Source organism: Duganella violaceipulchra, from assembly GCF_019166075.1.
Lineage (GTDB): Bacteria > Pseudomonadota > Gammaproteobacteria > Burkholderiales > Burkholderiaceae_D > Rugamonas > Rugamonas violaceipulchra.
In genome coordinates, this window is the sequence record NZ_JAHTGR010000001.1 from 612832 (window position 1) to 634820 (window position 21989).

Sequence of the window (21989 nt, forward strand, 5' to 3'; positions counted from 1 at the left end):
TGATATTAGCGCAGCAATCGCAAACCGTACAAACCACCCGCCATCGAGCCTTTGCGGGCGACGAACTTGACCACCAGTTTGCCGCCAGCCGCCATTGCGGGCGGGATGGCGTAGTCCCTGGTGTAGATCTCCTGCGGCGCGGTGGCGTCCAAAATCACCTCTGCCAGCAGCTGGTCGTTGATGAAGATATCGAAGCGGCGGCCTGCATCCAGCATCGAATAAGTCAGCCTGAGTGCCTTCGCTTCGCTCTTCTTGTCCGTCAGGTCGTAGCTAAACCAGCCGCTCGCGTGCCGCCAATGCAGGCCTTTGTTGATGCCGGCGTCGGCGCCCTCGCCCTTGAAGAAATGATCGGATTCCGGCTGCTGCTCGCCTGGCGCCACCTGGTCGATGGTCTGGGCGTTCAACGCCAGGCGGGCCGCCTCGTCTTGCGCGGCCTTGGACTGCATGGACGCCAGGTTGGCCGGCGTCGAATATGGCCAATACACCACGTAGCGCGAATCGTGCAGGCGGAAGAACGGGATGAAAGTCACGCTGCCGACGTTCTTGCCCTGCACCAGACCTGGCGCCGTGAACGTCAGCGGCTTGCCGGACACCGGCTTGAAACGGTCCATGAAGGCCTTGGTGTCGCTGACCAGCATGGGTGCGGATTCGAGCGGACAGACCTGCCCTTGCGCCACATGTCCCATGCGCGAGTCGTCGGCGAAGAAGTCCAGTTTTTCGCCGGCGAAGGGATTGGTCTTCGCCGCCAGCACGATGGGACCGTGCAGCACCGCATAGTAGTTGGACTTGTCCGGCATCTGCTCCAGATGGGTTTTCATGGGCAGGAGGATCTCGACCTTGTCGCCGTCGCGCCAAGCGCGGTGGAGGCTGACGTAGCGGTCCGAACCCGCGTCGGCCGCCACCGGCTTGCCATTGACCGTGACGCGCAAGGCACCCTGCGCCACCCATTCGGGATAGCGGATCTTCATCGTGAACGCATTGTTGCCCTTGACCGTGATGGTGCTACGGTCTTCATCCGGGAAGCGGTTGGCCTGCGTGATGGTCACGCCTTGCTCGCGCCAGTTCAGCGTCGACGGGATGAAGAGGTTCACGTACAGCTGGTCGCCGCGATGCGCGTAGATGAATTCGCCGTACTTGGCATGGCTTTCGATGCCGGAACCCACGCAGCACCACATGGCCTTGTCCACCTGCGAATAGACGCGATAGTGATTGGGACGCATCGGCGTGAAGTACACAAAGCCACCGCTGTCCGGCCGCTGCGAGGACAGGATGTGGTTGTACAGCGCGCGCTCGTAGTAGTCACTGTAGCTGCCCTTGGCGTCGCCAAGGAACAGCAGCTCGGTAAGCTTGAGCATATTGTAGGTGTTGCAGGTCTCAGGGCCTTCGACTTCATCGACCATCGACGAGTAGTCCTTGTCGTCGTGGAAGTGCTCCTTGACGCTGTTGCCACCAATGGCCACGGTGCGGTGATCGTGCACGGTCTGCCAGAAAAATTGGGCGGCCTGCTGCCAGTCGCGGCGACCGGTGATGTCGCCGATGCGCTTGAAGCCTATCACCTTGGGGATCTGCGTATTCGCGTGCAGGCCGGTGAGCTGGTCCTTGCCCTCTTCCAGAGGCCGCAGGATGGCCTGATGGGAAAAGCGGATCGCCAGATCCATGTATTTTTTCTGCCCCGTCATCTGCGCGACGTCGGCCAGCACTTCATTCATGCCGCCGTGCTCACTGCGCAGCATGGACTGCATCTGCTCCTCGCTCAGGTGCGAGGTCAATTCCAGCGCCCAGTCGGACATGGCGATCAGCATGGCGCGGGCGTCCGCGTTGCCGGCGTAGGTGTACGCATCGCGCAGACCCGCATACACCTTGTGCAGGTTGTACCACGGGACCCACTTGCCGTTGACGGAAAAATTGTCAGCATGGAGTTCGCCCTTGGCGATGGCCTGCCACGCCGCGCCGCCGTCGGGGATGCCGCCAATGTAGCCGTTGCCGTTGCGTTCCTGGCAGCGCTTGAGCTCCGCCACGAAGTAGTTCAGGCGGCGCAGGACTTCCTCGTCGCCGGTGGATGCGTACATCAGCGCCAGCGCAGACAGATAGTGACCGCCAAGGTGGCCGTCCAGACCGGACGACTCCCAGTTGCCGTAGCTGGGCTGCTTCAGCGGCAGGCCGGCTTCGCGCAGGAATGGCGCCAGCAGACGGTCGGGCTCCATCTCCAGCAGATAATGGAGGTCCGTCCGCTGGGCTTCCAGGAAGGGACTGTCGCCAAGCCGCACGTCGGCCAATGGGAATAGCTGTAGCGGAGTCGCCGCTGCCGATGCACACAGCATCGCAGCAACGACCAGCGCCGCCGCGCCGCGCAGCGCCACCACCATCATGGCGATGGCAGCTGGTTGCTGCGGTATCGGTTCAGGTCCGCCGCATCCACCACCGGCCAGCCGCTGGCGTCCCACTTCATTTCCATGATCTTCAACTTTTGCAGGTAGTTGTCCGCCGTCTCGTAGGCGTGCAGCACCAGGAAGTCCTTGCCATCGATGGTGTAGGCGCTGTTGTGGCCCAAGCCCTTCCAGTCCTTGTCGCCGGCGATGACGGTGGAGCCGCCGCCCTTCAACATGTCGACGCCGTTCCTGTCCACGTAAGGGCCGGTGACATTCCTGGATCGGCCAACCACGACGTAGTAGGTGCTGTCGCCCTTGCGGCAGCAAAGCCCAAACGACGCGAACAGATAGTAGTAGTCGCCCTTCTTGAAGACAAATGGCGCCTCGATCTCGTCCGGCCCTGCCGACTGTCCCGCCACCGAAGGACCGCGCGAACGGCTGGCGATCGCATGCCACTCCTGCGGCTCCGCGAGTCCGGTCCAATCCGCATTCAGCTTGACCAGCTTCAGTCCACTCCAGAAGGAGCCGAACGCCATCCACGCCCCATCCTTGCCATCTTCAACGATGTTCGGGTCGATGGCGTTCCAGTCGTCGCGCAGCGGCACGGATTGCAGCACCATGCCCTTGTCTTCCCAGCGATAGTCCGGCGAACGGGGATTGAGCGTCTTGTTGACCGTGACGCCGATGCCCGAAGTGTTCTTGCCGAAGCCCGAAACGGAATAGTACAAATAGTATTGTCCGTTATGGAAGTGCACATCCGGCGCCCAGATATGGCCGTCGAAGGTCGGTGCGGCGCGCTTGGCCCACACCGGCTGGTCCCTGAAGACGCGGCCCTCCGGTGTCCAGTCCTTCATGTTCCTGGAGCTGTAGAAGGTGATGCCCGGACCTGTGCTGAACACGTACCAGGTATCGCCTTCCTTCGCCATCACCGGGTCGTGGACGCTGACTTCCTTGGCTGAGCAAACCGACAGCGCCAACAGGCCCAATGCAAATATCGCTGACTTCATCCTAACTCCCTGTGCGCGCGCCCCAGATCGACACGCCATCCACCGACTGCGCGGTCCACGTCACCACGAAGGCGCTAGCGTTGGTATTCCATTGGCGCGACAACACGCCATTGAAGGTTCCGGTGGCGCCCAGCGTGATCGTGATCTTGTTGGCGCCATTATGCTTCCAAGTGCCGGTGGCGGCGCCGGAAACCGTGCCGTCGGCCGCCAGCTTGATGTTCTGCGAAGGCTTGATCGCCGCGGTGATGTCCTTGCCGTGATTGATCATCTTGTAGGCGCCGGCAGCATCGGCAACGGTCACCTCGGCCGACAGCGCCGTCGAGTTCTTGCTGAGCGGCGCATAGCGGAACGGCGACACGACGATCCAACCGTCTTCGTTGATGAACATTTCGTGCACGCGGATCTGATGGAGCTCGCCGGTGCCAGGAAAGCGGGTGTGGAACACCAGGAAGTACTGGCCGGTCGACGCCTCGTAGTAGGCCGAATTATGGCCCGGCGATACGTAGCCCAGCGGCGTGCCGGTTTCGCCGTCCGCCAGCGCGAATTGGTGGTTGCCCATGATTTTCTGGCCGAACGGCGCGATGCTGGCGTCGTCGAACAGGGGCAGCGACGGATTGGCCTTGACGTTGGCCATGTCGTTGCCCTTGGCGTCCACGTAGGGGCCGTCCGGGTTCAGCGAACGCGCCACGCGCATGTTGTAGGCGCCATTGGCATCCAGTCCACCGAAGGATGTGAACAGGTAGTAGAACTTCGACTGCGGGCTGTACATCACATACGCGCCTTCGATGCGGCTGTGGTTCCCACCCATCAGATGCTTGCCGTAGCCCTGGCCTGGTTTCTGCAAACCGGTGGCAGGGTCCATCGCCAGGATGAAGATGCCGCCCGAGTAGGAGCCGTAGATCATCCACAGCTTGCCGTCCTTGTCGAAGAAGGTGTTCGGGTCGACCACGTTCGGCATCGTCAGCGCATCGTAGACGTTGACGCCGTCCTCGCTGATCTGGCCCCACATGCCGGATTTGAGCATGATCTGCTTGTTGACATAGGGGCCTTCGATCTTGTCCGCCACGGCCACGCCCAGCGCCGAACGGGGCGAGTCGCCCTTGCAGGCGTTGTAGTAGAAGTAGAATTTACCGTCGCCGAGTTTGACCACGTCCGGCGCCCACAGGTCCGTCACCTGCGCCCAGGTGAAGGTGTCCGCCAACGCGGTGACGACGTTGTTGAACAGCGGATTGGCGGCGTTGACGCCGTCCGCGATCTTGGTCCAGTTCATCAGGTCCGTTGATTTGGCGGCGGCCAGGTGCGAGCCGAATACGTAATACGTGCCGTCTACCTTGATCACTGCGGGATCGTGTACCGATGCATCGCCAAACGTGATGGTGGTCGGAGACGGCGTTGGGGTCGGAGTCGGTACAGGTGTCGGCGCTGGAGTCGGCGCAGGTGTTGGCGTCGGCACCGGCGTAACCGGATTGCTGCTTCCCCCTCCACCGCCACAACCAGCCAGCAGCAGCGCTACGCCACCGGCGATAGCCTTGCGGCGCGAGATCGAAATATCGTGTTCACTCATGTTCTCACTCCACCGCGACAACGACAACGGCCTTGGCCGGAATCTTCACCGCCAGCTTGCCGTCGATTGCGGCAGCGCTGTACGGCGCCGGCTTGATCGCCTGCGGCGCCTGGAAGGTGTTATGCGCATCCATCGCGGCGGCGGTCAGCACACGGCCCTTGACCGACTTGATCACCTGGCCCGGCACGTTGATCGCCACGTCCGCAGCCTGGCCCGGATTGGTGTTGACCAGCGCCAGATACAGCTTGCCATCGGTGCCGCGAGCCGCCGATGCGCTGATCTCCGGCACGCTGGCACCATCCAACGCATATTGAGGATTGTTCGACAAGGTCAGCGGCAGTGAAGTCGCACCCTGGAACGGCACATACATCTCGAAGGCATGATAGGTTGGCGTCAGCACCATTTTGTCCTTGTCGGTGATGATCATCGATTGCAGAACGTTGACCATCTGCGCGATATTGGTCATGCGCACGCGGTCTGCATGGGCATGGAAGATGTTGAAGTTAAGCGCTGCAACAACCGCATCGCGCAGGGTGTTCTGCTGAAACAGGAAGCCGGCGTTGGTACCCTTCTCCACGTCGTACCAGGTACCCCACTCGTCGACGAACAGGCCCAGTTTTTTCTCCGGATCGTTCTTGTCCATCGCCGCGGAGTTCTTGCGGATGTGATCATCCATGCGCAGCGTGTTGGACAGCGTGGACATCCACTCCTTCTCCGGGAAGCCGGTGGCGGCGCCCTTCACTTCCCATTTTCCGGTGGGGATGGTGTAGTAGTGGAAGCTGATGCCGTCGGTCTGGCGCTTCAGCTGCTTGCTCAGTACTTCGGACCAGGTCAGATCGTTGTCGTTGCCGCCGCTGGCGATCATCTTTGGACGATACTGCTGCGGCGCGCGCAGGAAGGTTTCGACATTTTTGTACAGGTCCGCGTAGTGTTCCGGCGTCATATTGCCGCCGCAGCCCCATGCCTCGTTACCGATCGCGAAATAGGCGACCTTGAACGGCTTCTCATGACCGTTCTTGCGGCGCAGGTTGGCCAGCGTGGATTGGCTGTCGGAGGTCATGTACTCGACCCATTCCGACATCTCCTGCGCGCTGCCGGTGCCGAGATTGCCGTTGACGTAAGCATCGGCGCCCAGCAGGTCGACCAGGTCGAAGAACTCGTGTGTGCCGACGGCGTTGGATTCCGCCACGCCGCCCCAGTTGGTGTTGACCTTGACCGGGCGCTTCTCGCGCGGGCCCAGGCCGTCCTTCCAGTGGTATTCATCGGCGAAACAGCCGCCCGGCCAGCGCACCAGCGGCACATGCATCGCCTTCAAAGCGCCGACGACGTCGTTGCGCCAACCCTTGGTGTTGGGGATCTTCGATTTAGGGCCGACCCACATGCCTTCGTAGATGCCGGTGCCCAGATGCTCGGCGAACTGGCCGTAGATATCCTTGTTGATGACGGCGCCCGGCTTGCCGGCGTCGATGGTCAGGCCGACGGTGTCGGCTGCGAAGGCGCCGCCGGAAGCCAGCAGGCAAAGGGAAAGTACGCCATGTTTAATGTAATTCATTCTGATCTCCTGTTTATAATTTGATGACGAAGCCGCCGTGCGGCTTGATCGTTACGACTACTTTTTTGCCCGCTGCGATGCTGCGCTGGCTGAAATCGCGTTCGGCGCTACCGTCGCCGATGATGACGCCATGCTTCGCGCCGACGAAGGACAAGTCCAGCGTCAAGGCCTTGTCCGCACTGGTGGCGTTGATGCCGGCGATGTACCAGGTATCGCCGAAGCGGCGGGCGATGACGGCGTACTGGCCTGGATAGCCGTCCACAAGGCGGCTGTCGTCCCAGCTGCGCGGCAGTTCCTGCAGGAAGGATTTGACGTAGGCCGGCACGGTGGCCATACCTTCCGGGATCTCGGCGAAGTGCTGGATACCGGAGATGTAGAGCACCGACGTGGCCAGCTCGAAGCCATTGCTGGAGGTACGCTTGATTTTCGGGATATCGCCGAAGACCATCGGCGTGAAGTCCATCGGATCGAACAGATTGCGGGCGAATGGCAGCATGGCCGCGTGGGTCGGCATCTTGTCCTCGTCGGCTTGCTCGAAGGTGGTGAACTCCATGCCGCGTACGGCTTCCATCGTCATCAGGTTCGGCCAGGTGCGGGTCCAGCCGCGCGGCAGCGTGGCGCCGTGGAAGTTGACCAGCAGGCCGGCATCGGCGGCGTCGCGCAGGATGTTGACGTAGTAGGCGATCATCGATTGCGCGTCGCCATTGAAGAAGTCGATCTTCACGCCTTTGACACCCATGTCGTGCAGGCGCTTGAACTCGGCCACGCGCTGTTCATGCGTCAGCAGCTGGCTTTTGGGCGAGTACTCGGTTGCGTTCCACGGGCCGGACGAGTTGTACCACAGCAGAATGCCGACCTGCTTCGTCGCCGCGTAGTCGACCAGTTCCTTGATCTTGTCGTAGCCGATCTTGCGGTCCCAGTCGGCGTCGATCAGGGTGTAGTCCCAATGCATGTCGGCGGCGTAGTCGATAAACTTCTTCTGCACGTCGAAGACCGTGGCGTCGTCCTTCATCAACGCCCAGCTCCACGAAGCATGGCCTGGCTTAACCAGCTGCTTGTCGAAGGCGATGGCCGGTGCGGCCAGGTCGGTGCCGAGGGTGGAGTTGGTCACGGTCTTCAGGGAACCCAGCGCCAGAAGGCGCCATGGCGATGTCAACGTATCATCGACGTCAGCCAGCAAGCCGCCACCCGGATAGATTTCAACCGCCATCGGATTGCCGATGCTGTATTTTCCGCCGGCGGATTCGGGCGCAAGGCGCGAAGCCTGGAAGCTGCCATCCATGCCGGCCTCGGAGATTGCCACCCAGTTATCGCCGCTCTTGAACAGCGCCGGGAACACCCAGCCGGCTGGCGATGGCGACGCCGTGCCGACCGGGATGTCCATCTGATAGTGCTCTTCGTAGGATGGATTGGTTCTGCTCCAACCGGTTTGCGCGACCGCGATCGGTTGCAGCCATGCCTTGGCCGCAGGCGGCAAGGCGAAGGTGGTGCGTTCCTGGATCAGTTTTTTGTGCGGCAGCGAAGGCTCGGCAACGATATAGCGGAACGCCACGCCATCGTTCGACACGCGGAACACGATGTCCATCGCCTGCTGCTGCGCGTTGCGCACGGTGTAAGTCTGTTCATTGGCGCGATAACTGATGCTGCTCTTTTTACCGACAGCCATCTGATACTGGTCGCTGACGGTGCGGGCCTTGGAAGTAGCCGTCAACGTCAAGCCGTTCGTCAGGTCTGCGCCCTGCAATTGCAAGCCAAGCTCGGAAGCCAGCAGCACCGGCTTGCCGTCGCGGGAAATCGAATACGCCACCCCACCGCCGGCAGTGGCCTGCAGCTTGACGCTGATGTGATGATCCGGACTGGTCAGCACAGGCTGCGCCGCGGCGGCCGTCATTGCACTGGCGGCGAGCGTCAGCGCGACTAAACATGTCTTTGCCATGTTCCTACCTTTTTTATGGTTATGTATCCCCGCCGCCTCATAGGACGGTTGTCTCCGGGGCCAATCGGGGGTCAAGTCTGACATTCGGACACGAGCTGAACCGTAACGACTCCCTACGGTTCAGCTCGTGTCCGAATGTCAGACTTGACCCCAGGGTTATACCCAGCCGGCGTCGACGATGAACTCCTGGGCGGTGCACATCGCGCCGTCTTCGGCGGCGAGGAACAGCACCATCGACGCGACGTGCTGCGGCAGCAGCTTGGTCGGCATGCACTGGTTGCGCTTGATGTCTTGTTCGCCCGCGTCGTCCAGCCACAGGTCGATCTGGCGCTGGGTCATCACCCAACCCGGTGTGACGGTGTTGACGCGGATGCCGTGCGCGCCAAACTCGCGTGCCAACCCGCGTGTCAAGCCGTGTACCGCCGCTTTGGAGGTGGCGTAGACCGCATAGCCTGCGTTCTTGACGTGCCACGAGATCGAACCGACGTTGATGATCGAGCCGGCGCCCTTCTTCTTCATGCCTTCTAGGACCGCCTGGCAGGTGAAGAACATCGGGCGCTGGTTGATGGCGATGCGCTCGTTCCAGTAATCGACCGTCACTTCGGCCGTCTCGTGACGCTGATCGTTGGCGGCGTTGTTGACCAGGATGTCGAAATCGCCGACATTGGCCGCCATCTCCGCCATCGTGCTTTGCAGCGCCGGGATATCGGTGATGTCGCACTGGCGAAACAGTGGCTCGGGATAGCCGGCTTCCTTCACCCGCCGGATCAAAGCCAGGCTGGCGTCGCGGGCGATGTCGACAAACGCCACTTGCGCGCCCTGCTCGGCGAAGGAAATCACCATCGCCTCGCCGATCCCTGTGCCACCACCCGTAATAAATACACGCTTGCCACGCAAGCTGCCAAATTTGGCCAGTTGGGTCATACAGTCTCCGTTTTTATTGTTATCAGCCGCGCGTCAGTTCGCCCTCGCGGCGACGCCAGGTTGCGGCGCCGTTGTCGCGCAATACCTCGGGCAGCAAGGCCTGCGACAGGTTCTGGTACGACACCGGACGCAGGAAGCGAACGATGGCGCCCGTACCTACGGACGTGCTGCGGCCATCGGAGGTCGACGGAAATGGGCCGCCGTGCACCATCGCACTGCACACTTCCACGCCGGTCGGGAAGCCGTTGGCCAGGATGCGGCCGGCCTTGCGCTCCAGTACCGACAGCAAGGCGTGCGCCAGATCCAGGTCACCATCGTCCAGTTGCAGGGTGGCGGTCAGCTGGCCTTCGAGGCTTTCAGCGACTTGATGCAGCTCCGCGATGTCCTTGCACGCTACCAGCAACGAGGCCGGACCAAACACTTCTTCCGACAAGGCGTGCTGCGACAGGAAGGCCGCGCCACTGGTGACGAACAGCGCCGGAGCGCCCTTGCCTTCCGCTTGCGGCGCCAGCGCCAGCGTCTTCACGTCCGCATGTTCCGCCAGGTGCGTGATTCCGCGCTGGAAGCTGCCGGCGATCCCCGGCGACAGCATCGCGCACGCCGCGCCGCCGGCCAGCGCTTGTGCGGCGGCGTTGGCAAAGCGGTCCAGATCCGGGCCGCCCACGCCAATCACCAATCCCGGATTGGTGCACATCTGCCCCACGCCCAGCACCAGCGAACCGGCGAAACCGGCGGCGATTTCCTCGGCGCGCGCAGCCAATGCGCGCGGCATCAGGAACACCGGATTGATCGAACTCATTTCCGCATACACGGGAATCGGCACCGGACGCGCGGCTGCAACGGCCATCAGCGCCATGCCGCCGCTGCGCGAGCCGGTGAAGCCGACCGCCTTGATCGCAGGATGACGCACCAGCTCCTGGCCGATGCCGTTGCCGCTGCCGGTCAGCAGCGAGAACACGCCGACTGGCAAGCCGCAAAGCTCCACTGCCTTAACCACGGCGCGGCCCACCAACTCGGACGTGCCGGGGTGCGCGGAGTGCGCCTTCAACACCACCGGGCAGCCGGCCGCCAGTGCCGACGCGGTGTCGCCACCAGCGACAGAAAAAGCCAACGGGAAGTTACTGGCCGCGAAGACCGCTACCGGACCGAGGCCGATCATGCGCATCCGCAGGTCGGGACGCGGCGGCGCCCGTTCCGGCAGCGCCTTGTCGATGCGGACGTCGTTCCACGAACCTTCGCGCAGCAGGTTGGCAAACAGTTTCAACTGGCCGATGGTGCGTCCACGTTCACCTTCGATACGTGGGCGCGGCAGGCCGCTTTCGGCCATTACGCGCTCCACCAGCACATCGCCCAGCGCCATGATCTGCTCGCCGATGGTTTCGAGGAAGACGGCGCGCTGCTCGTCGCTCAGCGCGCGGAATTTGTCGAACGCGGCGTCGGCCAAACGGCAGGCCTGGTCGATCTGCTCGAAATCGACAGCATGGAATTCAGGCTCCATCGGCTGTTGCAGCGACGGATTGTAGCCACGGAGCGCAGCGCCTGTGCCCTTGACGGCAACGCCGCCTATCAGCGCTTCACCGGTGATGATCATAACGCTTTCACTTTCGCGATTTCGGTTTTGTACACGGTCAGCTTGTTGCGCAGGGCCGGGCCGAATTGCGCCGCTTCGATTTCAAAGGTCTCGCCGGGTTTGACGACGATGTTGTCGGCCACGCTCAGCGTCGCCGTGCCGAAGAAGTGAATATGCACATCGCCCGCACGCTTGAACAGCGGGTACTTGAAGTGGTGGTGTTCCAGGTTGCCGATGGTGTGCGACATGTTCTGCTCTCCGCTGAAGAAGGCTTTCTCCCAACGGACCTTGCCTTCCACGTCGTAGATGCGCGAGGTACCTTCGATGTGCGCGGGCGCTTCGCCGACCAGCAGCGCCGGACCCAGGCCGCAGGCGCGCAGCTTGGAGTGCGCCAGGTACAGGTAGTTCTGGCGTTCGGTCACGTGGTCCGAAAACTCGTTGCCGATGGCGTAGCCTACCCGGTACGGCTGGCCGTCATCGCCGATCACGTACAGGCCCGCCACTTCCGGCTCTTCGCCGCCATCGAGCGCGAAGTCCGGCATGCTCAGGGCCTGGCCGCTGGCGGCGACGATGGAGCCGTCGCCCTTGTAGAACCATTCCGGCTGCACGCCTGCTTCTCCATCGGCAGGCTTGCCGCCTTCAACGCCCATGCGGAACATCTTCATGGAGTCGCTCAGGGATTCGACGTCGCCGCCAATTTTCTTGTGCATGGCGTCGCGGGTGTCGGCGCTACCCAGGTGGGTCAAGCCGGTACCGGTGACGTAGCAGTGGGCGTCATCGTTGTGGTCCAGCGGCGGCAGCAGACGGCCCGACGCCGCGACGGTGTCGAACGATACCAACGTGGAACCGGCGGCCTTCACCGCCAGGTCGGCCAGGCCGATCGACTGGCGAATCGCGGCTTGCGCCAGCGCGTAGGTGGTGTCGTAGCCTTCGATGACGCGGATGGTGTTCTGTTCCAGCACGCCGATCTGGCGCGCGCCTTGTTCGTTCTTGAATTGCACGAGTAGCATGGTGTCTCCGAATGTTGATTAGTGCGAGTGGCGCGGCACGGCCGATCCGCGGTTCCCGACCAGGAAGTCGAAATCGCAGCCTTCGTCGGCTTGCAGCACGTGATCGATGTACAGCTTCTGGTAACCGGTCTTGGGCCCCGGCGCCGAGCCGGCGACGCGCACGGCCTGGCGCTCCGCCATCTCCGCATCCGATATCTCCAGGTTCAGCAAACCACCTGCGCAATCGAGCGTGATCCAGTCGCCATCCTTGACGATGCCCAGCGGGCCGCCGGCCATCGCTTCCGGCGCCACGTGCAGCACCACGGTGCCGTAGGCGGTGCCGCTCATGCGCGCATCCGAGATACGGACCATGTCCTTGACGCCGGCCGCCAGCAGTTTCGGCGGCAGGCCCATATTCCCTACTTCAGCCATGCCTGGATAACCTTTCGGGCCGCAGTTCTTCATCACCAGCACCGAGTTGGCGTCGACTTCCAGCTCGGGATCGACGATGCGGCTCTTGTAGTGCTCAAAGTCCTCGAACACCACGGCGCGGCCGCGATGCTGCATCAGTTCCGGCGTGGCGGCCGATGGTTTCAATACCGCGCCGCGCGGCGCCAGGTTGCCGCGCAGGATGCAGATGCCGCCATCCTTCAGCAGCGGCTTGTCCAGCGGACGTATCACTTCGTCGTCGTAGATCGGCGCTTCCTTGCAGTTTTCCCACAGCGATTTGCCGTTGACGGTCAGCGCATCCGGATGCGGCACCAGGCCGCCGTCGCCCATGCGGCGGATCGCGCCAGGCAAGCCGCCGGCGTAGTAGAACTCTTCCATCAGGAAGCGGCCCGACGGCAGCAGGTCGACGATGGTCGGCGTGCCGCGACCCACGCGGGTCCAGTCTTCCAGCTCCAGATCAACGCCGATGCGGCCGGCGATGGCCTTCAGGTGGATCACGGCGTTGGTCGAACCGCCGATGGCGGCGTTGACGCGGATCGCGTTCTCGAAGTTCTCGCGCTTGAGGATCTTGGACAGCGTCAGGCCTTCCTTCACCATCTCGACGGCGCGGATGCCCGACATATGCGCCAGGATGTAGCGGCGCGAATCGACGGCGGGGATGGCGGCATTGTGCGGCAAGGTGGTGCCCAACGCCTCGGCCATGCAGGCCATCGTGGACGCGGTGCCCATGGTGTTGCAGGTGCCTGCGGAACGGGAGTGGCCCGATTCCGCCGACATGAATTCGTGCATGGTGATTTCGCCGGCCTTGACCTGCTCGTGCAGCTGCCATACGGCGGTGCCGGAGCCGATGTTCTTGCCGTTCAGCTTACCGTTCAGCATGGGGCCGCCGCTGACGACGATAGTTGGAATGTCGACCGAGGCGGCGCCCATCAGCAGCGCCGGCGTGGTCTTGTCGCAGCCGACCAGCAGCACCACGCCGTCCATCGGATTGCCGCGGATCGATTCTTCGACGTCCATGCTGGCCAGGTTACGGGTCAGCATGGCGGTTGGACGCAGGTTCGATTCGCCGTTGGAGAACACCGGGAATTCGACCGGGAAGCCGCCCGCTTCGAGAATGCCGCGCTTGACGTGCTCCGCCAGTTTGCGGAAGTGCGCATTGCAAGGGGTCAGTTCCGACCACGTGTTGCAGATGCCGATGATAGGTTTGCCCTGGAATTCGTGATCAGGAATGCCCTGATTCTTCATCCAGCTGCGATACATAAAGCCGTTCTTGTCTTGCGTACCAAACCACTCGGCGGAGCGCAGCTTCACCTTTTTGTCGTTATCGGACATGCATATCTCCTCAGTATGTTCTTGTACGGGGGTGTGGTTGTCATACCCCCGCATCGATAAGCCATACTAAGTTGTGTTGAGATATCTTTCCAATAAATTATTATTCGACTTTGATACCTGAATCGGTATCAGTCCTCGACGGAGAAGCGGTAGCTCATGACGGTGCTGTACTCCTCGCCTGGGCGCAGTATCGTCGACGGGAATTCGGGACGGTTCGGCGAGTCGGGATAGTGCTGCGGTTCGAGGCAAAAGCCGCTGCGATGGCTGTAGATGCGTCCTTTTCCGCCCATGCCGTCGTGCAGGAAGTTCCCGCTGTAGAACTGCACGCCCGGTTCCTGGGTCAGCACTTCCAGCACGCGGCCGGAGGACGGATCGCGCACGCGGGCGGCCAGTTCCAGCGCGTCGGGCGCGGATTTGTTCAGCACGAAGTTGTGGTCGTAGCCGGCGCCGTGGCGCAGCTGTTCGTCGTCCTCATTGATACGGGCGCCGATCGCGTGTGGCGTGCGGAAGTCGAACGGCGTGCCTGCCACCGCTGGCAGTTCGCCGGTGGGTATCAGGCCGCTGTCGACCGGGGTAAAGGCTTCGGCGGCGATGGTCAGCTCGTGGGACAGGATGTCGCCCTTGCCGGCAAGGTTGAAGTAGGCGTGGTTGGTCAGGTTGACCGGCGTCGCTTTGTCGGTGATTGCGTGGAAAGCGATACGCAATTCGTTATTGTCGCGCAGTTCGTAGATCACGGTCACTTCCAGGTTGCCTGGGTAGCCTTGTTCGCCGTCGGCGCTCAGGTAGCTCAGGATCAGGCCTGCCGATTTGGGCGTGGCGAAGGTTTCGGCTTCCCACATGCGACGGTGGAAGCCGTCCAGGCCTCCGTGTAAATGGTTTACACCGTTGTTCACGTTCAGCTGATAGGTTTCGCCGTCCAGCGTGAAGCGGCCGTTGGCGATGCGGTTGCCGTAGCGGCCAATCAGCGCGCCGAGGTAGTGCGATTCGCCCAGGTAGGCGGCGGCATCGTCGAAGCCGAGGCAAACGTCGGCCAGCTGGCCGTCGCGGTCAGGCACGTGGATTTCGGTGATCACGCCGCCAAGGTCGCTGATCTTGACGATCATGCCGTTGGCGTTGGTCAGGGTGTACAGCGTGGCTTCGGGACCGAAGGGGCTTGTGGTGATGGTGGGCTGCATGGGTGCTTTCTACGGCAACGGCGGCCGACGGAATTGGTTCCGTGGCCGCCGCTTATGTTCTATGGGTCCCCGCCTGCGCGGGGACGACGTCTTTTAGGCCATCGAGGGCTTTCCGAATACCGGCATGCCCTGCTTGTCCCACTTCAGTGGTTTGACATAGGTGTGCCGGTCCGGATTCCACAGCGGATCGCCGATAATCTCGGTATAGGTGCGTGCATGATAAACCAACATGACGGTCTCGCCATCATCGCCGATGGTGAAGCTGTTATGTCCCGGTCCGTACACGCCATGCTCGTAGCAGGTTTTCAGCACCGGCTGCGGCAGCTTGGTCCACGAGGCCGGGTCCAGCAGGTCGGCGTTTTCGTCCGCCCACAACAAGCCCATGGCGTAGTTTTCGTCGGTGGCGCTGGCCGAGTAGCTGATGAAGATCTTGCCGTTCTTCTTCAGTACCGACGGCCCTTCGTTGACCCAGAAGCCGCGGATCTCCCAGTCGAATTCCGGCTTGCTCAGCATGACCGGCGGGCCGCCCAGCTGCCACGGCGTCTTCATCGGCGCGATATACAGGTTGGAATTGCCCTCGATGGCCATGTCCTTCTGCGCCCACAGGTAGTACAGCTGGCCCTTGTGGGTGAAGGTGGTGGCGTCCAGGCAGAAGGTGTCGATGCCGGTGTCGACCTGGCCCATGAACTCCCAATCGCCTTCCAAGGGATTGGGATTGTCGTTGCGGATCGCGTACATGCGGTGCTGGAACAGCTTGTGTTTGATCTCGCGGCTGGGCGCGGCGGCAAAGTAGACGTACCAGACGCCGTCGTTGTAGTGCAGCTCCGGCGCCCAAACCAGTTCGCTGTACGGCCCCGTATCGGGCTTGTGCCAGACATCGACCTTCTCCGCATCCGCCAGGCCGGCGATGGTTTTCGCGCGGCGCAGCTCGATGCGGTCGTACTGCGGCACCGAAGCGGTGAAGTAGTAATAGCCGTCGCTGTGACGAATGATAAAAGGATCGGCGCGCTGCTCGATCAGCGGGGTGAGAACTTCTTCCATTGCTTCGATTTCCCAAAAATTAGACTGCCACATAACCTTTGACTCCCATCGCCGTCTTGACCTCGGTGTAGTACTCGTCGTTGATACGATACTTGAACATCAAAAGCCCCATGACGGTATGGAAGAAGCCAGGTATCAGCGTCATCATCAAGACGATGCCGTGCAGCGCATAGGCGCTCTGCTCGACGTTGGGCACATACGCGAAATGCGTCAGCAGCTTGCCGACCAGGATGCCGGCGACGCCCATGCCCGCCTTCTGGCAGACCGAGATGCCGCCGAACGCGAAGCCCGATACCCGCTTGCCGGTCTTGACCACGCCGTAGTCGATGGTCTCGGCGATGGACGACCAGAACACCGGCGCATGCAGGTCCACCACGAACGACAGCAGGAAGTACAGCACAAACGCCAGCATGGTGTCGCCAGGCCCGACGAAGAAATACATCGCGGCGCTGATCAGGCCCACGCCGATCTGCGTCCAGCGGAACAGCTTGACCTTGCAATAGAACTTGGTGATCCAGGTCGAGGCGATCATCGACAGGATGGCGGCCACCACGCCGGTGGACAGGAAGGCCGAGATGGTCGGGCCGTCGGCGCCGAGGTAGTATTTTGCGTAGTAGATGGCGACCGAGCCGCGCACCACATAGCCGATGGTGCCGGTCACGCAGACGCCGCACAGGATCAGCCACTGGTCGTTCTTCACCAGCACCTTGGCCTGCTCCCACAGCGACTGGCGCTGCACCACGTGCCGCACGCGCTCCTGGGTGGTGAAGAAGCAGAACAGGAACAGCAGCACGCCCATGCCGGCCATGACGGCCATGGCGAACTGGTAGCCGGCGGCCGCATTGCCACCGCCCCAGCGCTCCGACAGCAGCGGCACGATCACCGTCACCATGAAGGCGCCGATCTTGGCGAAGAACAGGCGGTAGCCGTTGGCGGACAAGGTCTCCTGCGGGTCCTTGGACAAGGCGCTGGGCAGCGAGATGTACGGAATGCCGACGCCCGCCGTCATGATGGTCATGATGATGTAGGTCGAATAGGCCCAAACCAGCTTGGCGCTGTAGCCCCAGTCCGGCGTGGTGAACACGAAGAACACGCTGAGGCCATACGGCACGGCCAACAGCAGCAGCCACGGACGGTAACGCCCCCAGCGGCTGGTAAAGCGGTCGGTGATCTGGCCCATGGTCAGGTCGGCCATCGCACCGACGAACTTCACCACGCCGAACATCATCGCCAGGTCGACCGTCTTCAGGCCGTAGATATCGGTGTAGAAGAAGGTGATGATCAACATCATCGACGAAATCACCACGTTCAGCGCCATGTCGCCGGCGCCAAAGCCCACTTTTTCCAGCAACGATAATTTTTGATTCGACATCGGATACTCCAACAGGTTGTCGTCCCCGCCTGCGCGGGGACGACGTCAACACAACAAGACGGGACCGTCGGGGCTTACATCTGCCAGCGCACGGCAGCCGAGACCGAACGTCCGATCTGCAGCGTACCGAAATTGGTCAACTGCGGCGTCCCAGCATTGCCGAAGTGGTAGTACTGCTGCTGCATTTCGTTGGTCAGATTGACACCACTGATATCGACCGACATCCTGTCGTTGATTTTATAGGAGACTTGCATGTCCACACTCTTTTCCGGATGACGCCAGATGCCAATCGGATTGGCAAACAAGGCCGCTTCGTTTCTGGCCAGGAAACCGGAGCGCCAGACATAGGACAAGCGCGCGCTGATCGGGCCCTTTTCGTAAGCCAGGGTGGCGTTGTAGGAGCTGTGCGACACGCCGAAGAACGGTGTCTCGAGCTGCGAGACAATGACGCCAGCATCATTGGCGTCAGGTACGTTCTGCGACGAGCTGAGTCGCGTATAGCTGCCCTGGATGCCCAGACCGTCCAGCAGGCTCGGCAGCCCCTTCGGGAAGTAGATCAAGCCGAGCTCGGCGCCTTTGATGTCGCCGTTGGAGGCGTTGACCGGCGAGTTGATGACGTAGTCATAGCCGTTCGTATGGTCGCCGCCCGAGGTCGAGTTGCGGTACGGGTCGTTCGCCGGATCGACGTGAACCTTGTGACGCAGACTCACGACCAAGCCGTCGATCTTGCGCTTGAACAGAGTGCCGTAGAGTGCGCTGTCTTTCTGGAAATACCACTCCCCCGTCAGATCGAGGTTGGTGGAGCGCGTCGGTTTCAGGTCAGGATTGCCGCCGCTGCCCGAGCCATAACCCACCTTCGACACGTCGTCGCCGAGTTGCAGGACAGGATTCAGATCACCGAAGTTAGGGCGGCGCAGGGTTTGACCATAGTTAAAGCGCATCACGACGTCCTTGGATGGGTCGTAAATCAGGGTCATGCTGGGCAGGAACTTGCTGGTCGACTTGCTGGCACCGGACGGCGTGACCGCCTTGGTGGTGGCGTCAACCTTATAGAAGTTCATGTCGGTATCGACCTTAACGTAGCGCATGCCGAAATTGCCGCGCAGGCGATGGCCGAACAGCTCGTTCTGGGTATTCCCCATCACGAACAGGTTCTTGGTCTTTTCATCGACGTCGAACGTCTTCTGCAGGCTCAGTTTGTCCGTGGTCAGGAAGTTCGCATCGGCCGAGTTATACAGCTTGCGCCACTCGTCGATATGGTCGCGGATGTAGTAGGCATTGGGCTCCACCCATGTGCGCGGAACGTCCGAGATGGCGGTGCCGAAGTTCGAGTTGGTGGAGGAATACGCCGAACCCAGCGAGGCCAGGTTGCGGCCCAGGAAGGCCGATTGGGTCCGGTTAGCCTCCGACGCCTTGCGGTCGTCGAAGCGCGCACCAAAGTGGATCGACTGCAGCGGCCCCCAGTCGGCATCGTAGACGCCCCCCAGACTGGCCGTCGCGGCGCTGCCCTTATTGCGGTTGGCGGTATCGTAGAACTGCGCAACATTCCACTTGGTCGGGTCGGTCAGGTCGGCATTGTTATTGAAACGGAACGCCGTGTTGTTGCCGCCGTCATTGAAGTCGACCGAAATAGACGGTGCGACGCGATCAATCCGGGTGGCAGTGAATTCCGAGTGGAAGGTGCTGGTCTGGTACGACAGATCACCTTCCAGCTTCAGCTTGTCGCTAATGTCCCATTTGCCGTTCAGGGCATAGACGTAGGAATCGGTTGCCGACGTGGTGTAGTCGCCGCTGTTGAAACCATAGACGTTATTGACGTTACGGCTCTTGATGATGTTCGTTCCCGGGAACGTCGTAATCGAGCTCGCAGGGTTGCTGCCGAGATCACCCCACCAGTCGACAAAGCTGAACAGCAGCTGGTTGAAGGACTTGTCACGATAGCCGTTGTACATCGATTCGAAGGTGTAGACCGAATCACTGTTCGGCTTCCACTGCAAGGCGATGTTGGCCGCAGGACGCTCCCGCTCGCCCTTAACGTCGCTCTGGAAAACGGCGTCGCGCGCCAGATAGTAAGGATAAGCCTTGCCGTTGAAATCCAGCGTCGAACCCGCTGCCGTCGGCAAGCCGGTATGGGTGCCAGGCGTCCAGATGTTGTTGTCGAAGATGCGCTGCAAGGGCGTGTAACCGGCGGGAACTTCGGCGGCGTTGGGGCTGGTAAACGGCACCATGGCGCCCGGCGTCACGCTTTCATTGCGGTATTTCGTCTTGACTTCCGACAGGTTGACCAGGGCGCCGACTTCGCCGATGCCGGTTTGCCAGCGGTTGCTGAACATGCCGCTGAGCTGCGGGTTGGCCTTTTTGGCGGGATCGAGATAGGTTTCACGCGCCGACAGCGAGATTTTCTGCCCCTTGAAATCGAACGGCCGCAGCGACTTCACGTCAACCTGGCCGGCAATGCCGGTTTCCAGCTGGCTGGCGTCGCGCGTCTTGTAGACGTCAATCTGGCGAACCAGGGTCGAGGGAATGTCCTGGAGCGCGACCTGCGCGCCGGACGCCGTGAAAATAGTGCGGCCGTTCCAGGTGGTCTGGACGTCGGGCAGGCCACGGATGGACAAGGTGCCGACTTCGCCGCCGGAGCGGTCGGTGACCTGGATGCCCGTCACCCGTTGCAGCGCTTCGACCACGTTGTTGTCGGGCAGCTTGCCAATGTCTTCGGCAACGATCGATTCCACGACCTGGTCGCTGGTGCGCTTGATCGCCAGGCTCTTGATCAGCGATGCCTTGACGCCCGTGACGACCACGGTCGCGGCCTCAGTCGGTTCGGTCGTTTCGGCAGCCGCTTGCGCCCACACCGAGGCGCTGCTGAGCAGGCCGGCCGCGGCCAGTGCGGCGACGCCGCTTTTCAGGACAAGGCGATGCTTCGCCTGGGACTCGACTGTCCCGGTCATTTGCTTGTTCATATGTCTCCAGTGTTATCTGTTTTATGGTTTTTGCAGCTACCTCGGAAATCATCTTATGGGCTGGTCAAAAAACAAACCAATCAATTTTTTCCGGTTTTTGATATCAAAAAAAGTATCGCCACAGGGGAAGAAAACCAAAAAAAAGCCCGCGCTCGGCGGGCTTCATGCATTTTTTGCATGGATTTACTGGAACGCGACCTCGGTGAAGCTGCGTAACTTGCGGCTGTGAAGCTTGTCCACGCCCAAGGCGCGCAGCAGCTCCAGCGCCCGGATGCCGATGCGCAGGTGTTGGTCGACCCGCTCGCGATAAAACTGGTTCGCCATGCCCGGCAACTTGATCTCACCATGCATCGGTTTGTCGCTCACACACAACAAAGTCCCGTACGGCACGCGGAAACGGAAGCCGTTGGCGGCGATGGTGGCGCTTTCCATGTCCAGCGCGATCGCCCTGCTCTGGCTGAAACGGCGCTCCGGCGTGCGCTGCGGCAGCAGCTCCCAGTTGCGGTTGTCGGTGCTGGCGACGGTACCGGTGCGCATCACGCGCTTGAGGTCGTGGCCGGTCAGCTGCGTGACCTCGGCCACGGCGGCCTCGATCGCCACCTGCACCTCGGCCAGCGGCGGGATCGGCACCCACAGCGGCAAGTCCTCGTCGAGCACGTGGTCTTCGCGCACATAGCCGTGCGCCAGCACGTAGTCGCCCAGCTGCTGGGTGTTGCGCAGGCCGGCGCAATGGCCCAGCATCAGCCAGGCATGCGGGCGCAGCACGGCGATGTGGTCGGTGATGGTCTTGGCGTTGGCCGGGCCGACGCCGATGTTGACCATCGAAATGCCGGTGCCGTCGGCGCGGATCAGGTGGTAGCCCGGCATCTGCGGCAGGCGCGGCAGCGGCGCGCCGTGCGCGTCGTTGGCCTGCACCGCCTGGCCGACGCGACGCGTGACCAGATTGCCCGGCTCGATGAAGGCGATGTAGTCGTCGCCCGGCGCGCCGGCGGCCTGGCCCATCAGCTCGTGGCCGAGCTTGACGAATTCGTCGATATAAAACTGGTAGTTGGTGAACAGCACAAACTTCTGGAAGTGCTCGCACGAGGTGCCGGTGTAGTGGCGCAGCCGTTGCAGCGAATAGTCCACGCGCGGCGCCGTGAACAGCGACAGCGGTTGCGCCTCGCCCGGCGGCGGCTCGTGGGTGCCGTTGGCGATGCCGTCGTCCATCGCGGCAAGGTTGGGCAGATCAAATACGTCGCGCATCAACAGGCGCCGCTCGGCGCTCATATTGCCTTCAATGTGTTCGTGCTCGGCGAACGAAAAATGGATAGGGATAGGCTGCGAACTGGTGCCCACCTCGATGCGCAGGTGATGGCTGCCGTGATTCTTCAACAGCAGCTTGAACTGTTGCTGGTAGTAGCGCGCGAACAGGTCGGGCCGGGTCAGCGTGGTTTCGTAGGTGCCGGGGCCGGCCACGAAGCCGAACGCCAGCGTCGAATCGGCGCGGGCCACGGTGTCGGTATGGACCCGCACGAACGGGTAGCAGCCGCGCACGTGCTCGCCGACGTCCTCGCCGGCGACAAAGCGTTTCATGGCGTCGCGCAGGTGGGCGACGTTGGCCTCGTAGATGGCCAACACCTGTTCATAAGCGGCAATCGGATCGTCAAATTGCATGGGGGCGATAAACGGACGGCTCGGTGACATGCGGCTCCTTCGTGACACAGGGGAAGATCCCATGATTCTTATTGTAAAGGCTGGCAGCGGAA

14 protein-coding genes are annotated in these 21989 nt (G+C 61.9%); all 14 read right to left on the reverse strand.

Translation table 11 applies throughout. The features are described from left to right. Positions 1-5: 5 nt before the first annotated feature. On the reverse strand, positions 6-2369 hold the full coding sequence (locus KVP70_RS02640; RefSeq protein WP_217940528.1) for a glycoside hydrolase family 127 protein: 2364 nt from the start codon (positions 2367-2369) through the stop codon (positions 6-8). After that, positions 2366-3376, reverse strand: a complete 1011-nt coding sequence (locus tag KVP70_RS02645) for an arabinan endo-1,5-alpha-L-arabinosidase (protein WP_217940432.1) — start codon at positions 3374-3376, stop codon at positions 2366-2368. Before KVP70_RS02645 ends, KVP70_RS02640 begins: the two co-directional genes overlap by 4 nt. A 1-nt stretch (position 3377) precedes the next feature. Continuing rightward, positions 3378-4940 carry a glycoside hydrolase family 43 protein gene (locus tag KVP70_RS02650; protein WP_217940433.1) on the reverse strand — a complete coding sequence of 521 codons (1563 nt, stop codon included), beginning with the start codon at positions 4938-4940 and terminating at the stop codon, positions 3378-3380. Between the two features lie 4 nt (positions 4941-4944). Beyond that, positions 4945-6492: an alpha-N-arabinofuranosidase gene (locus KVP70_RS02655; protein ID WP_217940434.1), complete on the reverse strand. Its 1548-nt coding sequence runs from the start codon at positions 6490-6492 to the stop codon at positions 4945-4947. Between the two features lie 13 nt (positions 6493-6505). Next, positions 6506-8428, reverse strand: coding sequence for a glycoside hydrolase family 97 protein (locus KVP70_RS02660; RefSeq protein ID WP_217940435.1), 1923 nt, complete (start codon positions 8426-8428; stop codon positions 6506-6508). Positions 8429-8584: 156 nt separating this feature from the next. Then, the gene (locus KVP70_RS02665) at positions 8585-9352 is read right to left on the reverse strand and encodes an SDR family NAD(P)-dependent oxidoreductase (protein WP_217940436.1); all 768 of its coding nucleotides are present in this window, start codon (positions 9350-9352) and stop codon (positions 8585-8587) included. 22 nt (positions 9353-9374) lie between these two features. Further along, the gene (locus KVP70_RS02670; RefSeq protein ID WP_217940437.1) at positions 9375-10943 is read right to left on the reverse strand and encodes an aldehyde dehydrogenase (NADP(+)); all 1569 of its coding nucleotides are present in this window, start codon (positions 10941-10943) and stop codon (positions 9375-9377) included. Continuing rightward, entirely contained in the window at positions 10940-11932 is a 993-nt protein-coding gene (araD1, locus tag KVP70_RS02675; RefSeq protein ID WP_217940438.1) for an AraD1 family protein, read from the reverse strand. Before araD1 ends, KVP70_RS02670 begins: the two co-directional genes overlap by 4 nt. Positions 11933-11950: 18 nt before the next feature. Next, entirely contained in the window at positions 11951-13693 is a 1743-nt protein-coding gene (locus KVP70_RS02680) for an IlvD/Edd family dehydratase (RefSeq protein ID WP_217940439.1), read from the reverse strand. Between the two features lie 128 nt (positions 13694-13821). Continuing rightward, a complete protein-coding gene (locus KVP70_RS02685) occupies positions 13822-14868 on the reverse strand; it encodes an aldose epimerase family protein (protein ID WP_217940440.1) in 1047 nt (348 codons plus the stop codon). 93 nt (positions 14869-14961) lie between these two features. Continuing rightward, on the reverse strand, positions 14962-15909 hold the full coding sequence (locus tag KVP70_RS02690) for a glycoside hydrolase family 43 protein (RefSeq protein ID WP_217940441.1): 948 nt from the start codon (positions 15907-15909) through the stop codon (positions 14962-14964). 19 nt (positions 15910-15928) lie between these two features. Next, positions 15929-17281, reverse strand: a complete 1353-nt coding sequence (locus KVP70_RS02695; RefSeq protein WP_217940442.1) for an MFS transporter — start codon at positions 17279-17281, stop codon at positions 15929-15931. Between the two features lie 74 nt (positions 17282-17355). Beyond that, positions 17356-20241 carry a TonB-dependent receptor gene (locus tag KVP70_RS02700; protein WP_217940443.1) on the reverse strand — a complete coding sequence of 962 codons (2886 nt, stop codon included), beginning with the start codon at positions 20239-20241 and terminating at the stop codon, positions 17356-17358. Positions 20242-20424: 183 nt separating this feature from the next. Next, entirely contained in the window at positions 20425-21927 is a 1503-nt protein-coding gene (locus KVP70_RS02705) for an AMP nucleosidase (protein WP_217940444.1), read from the reverse strand. Positions 21928-21989 lie beyond the last annotated feature (62 nt).